At 61.5% G+C, this 4,377-nt stretch carries 4 protein-coding genes; 3 read left to right on the plus strand and 1 reads right to left on the minus strand.

Going from position 1 to position 4,377, the window contains the following annotated elements:
* Nucleotides 1–110: 110 nt before the first annotated feature.
* Nucleotides 111–1,049, minus strand: coding sequence for a LysR family transcriptional regulator (locus tag EOC06_RS23360; RefSeq protein WP_128308897.1), 939 nt, complete (start codon nucleotides 1,047–1,049; stop codon nucleotides 111–113).
* A 124-nt stretch (nucleotides 1,050–1,173) separates the two neighbouring features.
* On the opposite strand from EOC06_RS23360, the gene EOC06_RS23365 reads away from it, so the two are divergent.
* The 3 genes from EOC06_RS23365 to EOC06_RS23375 all read left to right on the plus strand — a co-directional run.
* The gene (locus EOC06_RS23365; RefSeq protein WP_023810405.1) at nucleotides 1,174–2,220 is read left to right on the plus strand and encodes a class 1 fructose-bisphosphatase; all 1,047 of its coding nucleotides are present in this window, start codon (nucleotides 1,174–1,176) and stop codon (nucleotides 2,218–2,220) included.
* 8 nt (nucleotides 2,221–2,228) lie between these two features.
* Complete coding sequence (locus tag EOC06_RS23370; RefSeq protein WP_027036917.1) at nucleotides 2,229–3,101, plus strand: phosphoribulokinase; 873 nt, start codon at nucleotides 2,229–2,231, stop codon at nucleotides 3,099–3,101.
* A gap of 10 nt (nucleotides 3,102–3,111) precedes the next feature.
* A partial coding sequence (locus EOC06_RS23375; protein ID WP_245469956.1) for a 1-deoxy-D-xylulose-5-phosphate synthase N-terminal domain-containing protein occupies nucleotides 3,112–4,377 on the plus strand: 1,266 nt, incomplete at its 3' end.

Below are 4,377 nucleotides of genomic sequence, written 5' to 3' on the forward strand. Positions count from 1 at the left end.
GTGAAAGGACGTGCCCCCCGCTCTTTCGCACTGCAACATAACACATCGCTTATATAACACCAACGATCGCGGGCGTTCTCCACCGGACTTTCCGTCGCGTTCGTGCAATGTCATCCCGCCTTGTCTGGATACAGCTTTCCGAAAAGGGGCAGGTACATCGCGCCCTTGCGCATCAGGAAATCGTTGAACGTGGCCATGGCCGGCGAGATTGCGTGATCGGTTCGCATCACTGAGAACCATTGCCGGCGGATCGGCATGCCGACAACGTCGAGGATGACAAGCCGGCCTGCTTCGGTTTCCGCAGCGATGGTGTGGGCAGAGATGAAGGCGATGCCCAGGCCGGCCATCACCGCCTGCTTGATCGTTTCGTTCGACGCCATCTCGACACCGAGATCGTCGATGCGGCCAGGCACGTCGCTCAGGAATATTTCCAGCGAGATGCGGGTTCCGGAGCCGGGCTCGCGAATAAGGAAATGCTCCTCCGCGATCCGCTCCTTGGAGATATCTCGCGCCGCGACCAACGGATGGTCGGGCGGCGCGATGATGACCAGCGGGTGATCGCCGAAGACCGAAGCACGCACCGGAACCTCTTTCGCCGGGCGCCCCATCAGCGCGATGTCGATGTCGTGGTTCCTGAGGTTGTCGATCGTCTGGGCGCGGTTGCCGATGGCAAGCCGCATGTCGATGTCGGGATGGTCCTTCATGAACGCGGCCATCAGCCGCGGCGCGAAATATTTGGCGGTGGAAACGACGCCGAGCCTCAAGCTGCCGGTGCGTACGCCCTTGATGGCATCCATCTTGTCTTCGAGCAAACCGAGATGCTCCTCGATAACCTGCGCTGTCTCGACGAAAGCCCGACCTGCGGCAGTGGGACGCATGCCGTCCGACGTTCGGTCGAACAGAGCCAGCTGGAATTCTTCCTCCACTTGCCGCAACTGGATTGTCAGCGCTGGAGGAGACAGACCTAACATCTTGGCCGCGCTGACAATTTTGCCGCACCTGGTGATTGCCTGGACGGTCTTGAAATGCTTGAGCGTGAGGTTCCTCATGCCGCATACTAAATTATTTTTACTGGCTAAGTAAAGTTATTGAATTTTACTTATCTCGCGACGTTTGTTTCCATTCCTCCAGTCCAGCCGCTCCGAGGAGATGCGGCCGGACCGGGAGGTTACGATGCCAGCGGCAACGCTCGACGCTTTTCTGAACTCCTATCTCGGCCAGCCTGACGAATTCCGCTCGGCAGTTGTGACGACCGTCCGTCAGTTGACACAGGCCGCCATCAAGGTCCGCAACACCATCAACCAAGGGGTGCTCGGCGCCGCCTTTGCCGAAACCCGTGGCGCCAATGCCGACGGCGACGTCCAGAAGGATCTCGACGTCTTCTCCGACGACATCTTCCTCGACGCCATGCGCCGGGCGCCTGTCGCGCTTTACGCCTCCGAGGAACTGGAGCAGCCGGTCCTGCTCGACAGGCAAGCGCCACTAGCCATCGCGATCGACCCGCTCGACGGCTCTTCCAACATCGACACCAACGTCTCGATCGGAACGATCTTCTCGCTCCTGACCGCAACTGGCGCGCCGGACGCTGATCCGGCCGCCTCTTTCTTGCAGGCGGGCGTGAACCAGCTAGGCGCCGGTTTCTTCATCTATGGGCCGCAGCTGGCACTCGTCCTGTCGCTCGGCAGCGGCACGCATGTCTTCGTCTTCTCGACAAGGCTCGGCACCTTCGTCCAGGCCTATGAAAGCCGGATCATTCCGCAACGCACTCAGGAATTCGCCATCAACGCCGCCAACTACCGGCACTGGGACGAGGCCGTGCGGCTCTATGTCGACGACTGCCTGGAGGGCACCGAAGGACCGCGCGAGAAGGATTTCAACATGCGCTGGATCGCCTCTCTGGTTGCCGACTGTTACCGCATATTGATGCGCGGCGGCGTTTTTCTCTACCCCGGCGATCGGCGCAAGGGCTATGGTCAGGGACGGCTGCGCCTCGTCTACGAGGCCAACCCGATCGCCTATCTCATAGAACAGGCTGGTGGTGCCGCCACCGATGCGATCAACCGCATCCTGGAAATCGAACCCGAGAGCCTGCATCAGCGCGTGCCGATGATCTTCGGGTCGGCGCGGGAAGTCGCGCGCATCACCCGCTACCACACAGAGCCGAGCAACATCGGTGAGCGTGCGCCGCTGTTCAGCCGCCGCGGCCTGTTCAGAGCCTGAGCAGCACCATGTCAGCCAAGCACCCCATCATCACCATCACCGGGTCGTCGGGCGCCGGCACGACCTCGGTCAAGCGCATCTTCGATCTGATTTTCCGGCGCGAGAACATCGAGGCCGCTTTCATCGAAGGCGACGCCTTCCACCGCTACGATCGCGCGGCGATGAAGGCAAAGGTGGCCGAGGAGGAAAAGGCCGGCAACCCGAACTTCACCCATTTCAATGCAGCGGCCAACGAACTCGGAATTCTCGAAGAGGTGTTCGCGGAATATGGCCGCCGCGGAACCGGCAAGACCCGCACCTACATTCATGATGAGGAAGAGGAAAAGCAGCACGGCACGCCACCGGGAACCTTCACCGAATGGCGCGAGTTCGCTCCCAGCGACCTGCTCTTCTACGAGGGGCTGCACGGCTGTGTCGTCACCGACACGATTAATCTAGCCAAGCATGCGGATCTCAAGATCGGGGTCGTGCCGGTCATCAATCTCGAATGGATCCAGAAGATCCATCGCGACCGTTCGACACGCGGCTATTCCACCGAGGCGGTGATGGACGTGATCCTGCGCCGGATGCCCGACTATGTCCGCTACATCGTCCCGCAATTCTCGCAGACCGCCATCAACTTCCAGCGCGTGCCGATCGTCGACACGTCCAACCCGTTCATCGCGCGCTGGATCCCGACGCCCGACGAATCGATGCTGGTTATCCGCTTCGCCAATCCGCGCGGCATCGATTTTCCGTATCTGCTGTCGATGATCCACGACTCGTTCATGTCGCGGCCAAATTCCATCGTGGTGCCAGGCAACAAGCTCGATCTTGCCATGCAGCTGATCCTGACGCCGCTCATCCTGCAATTGATTGAACGCAAGAGCCGTGTGTCGTGAGGAGGATGCAATGACCAGCCAAACAGCACTGAAGCCCGTCACCACAACCGCTCCCGTCTCGGAGCGCGACATGGCGAACGCCATTCGAGCGCTGGCGATGGACAGCGTCCAAAAGGCGAATTCGGGTCACCCTGGCATGCCGATGGGCATGGCCGACGTCGCAACGGTGCTGTTCAACCGCTTCATCGATATCGATCCGTCGAGGCCGGACTGGCCCGACCGTGATCGTTTCGTGCTTTCAGCCGGCCACGGCTCGATGCTGCAATACGCGCTGCATCATCTGCTCGGCTATGAAGACATGCAGATCGAGGAATTGCAGCGATTTCGGCAGTTGGGCAGCCGCACCGCCGGACATCCGGAATACGGCCATGCGCTTGGCGTGGAGACCACCACCGGACCGCTCGGACAGGGCATTTCCACGGCGGTCGGCATGGCGCTGGCGGAACGTATGCTTGCCGCCCGCCACGGTGCCGATCTGGTCGATCATCATACCTATGTCATTGCGGGCGACGGCTGCCTTCAGGAGGGAATCAGTCACGAGGCGATAGACCTCGCTGGTCACCTGAAGCTTTCCCGCCTGATCGTCTTCTGGGACGACAATGCGATTTCCATTGACGGGCCGACCTCCCTCTCCACGTCGATGGACCAGCCGGCGCGCTTCAAGGCCGCCGGCTGGGATGTCCAAAGTGTCGCCGGGCACGACACGGAGGCAGTCGCCGCGGCAATCGAGGCGGCGCGGCGGTCGGATCGGCCATCGCTGATTGCCTGCCGCACAGTGATCGGCATGGGTGCCCCCAATCTCGGCGGTTCGGAGAAGACACACGGCGCACCGCTGGGTGAAGCAGAGATCGCCGCGACACGCGAAAACATAGGCTGGGCGCACGCGCCGTTCGATGTGCCGGATGATATCCTTTTCGCCTGGCGCGAGATTGCCGGTCGCGGCGAAGCAATGCGGCGCGCCTGGGAGCAGCGGCTTGCCGCCTCGCCGCGGCGCGAGGTTTTTGAAAGCGCCGTCGCCGCCGAACTGCCTGATACGGTCTTCGAAGCGCTCGACGCCTTTCGTCGCGAACATGTCGAGAAGGCAACCAAGGTGGCGACGCGAAAAGCCTCCGAAATGGCGCTGGAGGCCATCAACGGCGCAACGGAGTTGACCGTCGGCGGCTCGGCCGATCTGACGCATTCGAATCTGACGATCACCAAGGGCATGAACCGCATTGCACCGGGTGCCTATGCCGGCCGCTATATTCACTACGGCATTCGTGAGCACGGCATGGCG

The sequence above is a fragment of the Mesorhizobium sp. M7A.F.Ca.MR.362.00.0.0 genome (assembly GCF_004023175.1).
Lineage (GTDB): Bacteria > Pseudomonadota > Alphaproteobacteria > Rhizobiales > Rhizobiaceae > Mesorhizobium.

What these genes read in the sequence shown, in the direction of transcription:
- EOC06_RS23360 (WP_128308897.1), bottom strand. Translation starts at nt 1,049, where the DNA reads ATGAGGAACCTCACGCTCAAGCATTTCAAGACCGTCCAGGCAATCACC.
- EOC06_RS23365 (WP_023810405.1), top strand. Translation starts at nt 1,174, where the DNA reads ATGCCAGCGGCAACGCTCGACGCTTTTCTGAACTCCTATCTCGGCCAG.
- EOC06_RS23370 (WP_027036917.1), top strand. Translation starts at nt 2,229, where the DNA reads ATGTCAGCCAAGCACCCCATCATCACCATCACCGGGTCGTCGGGCGCC.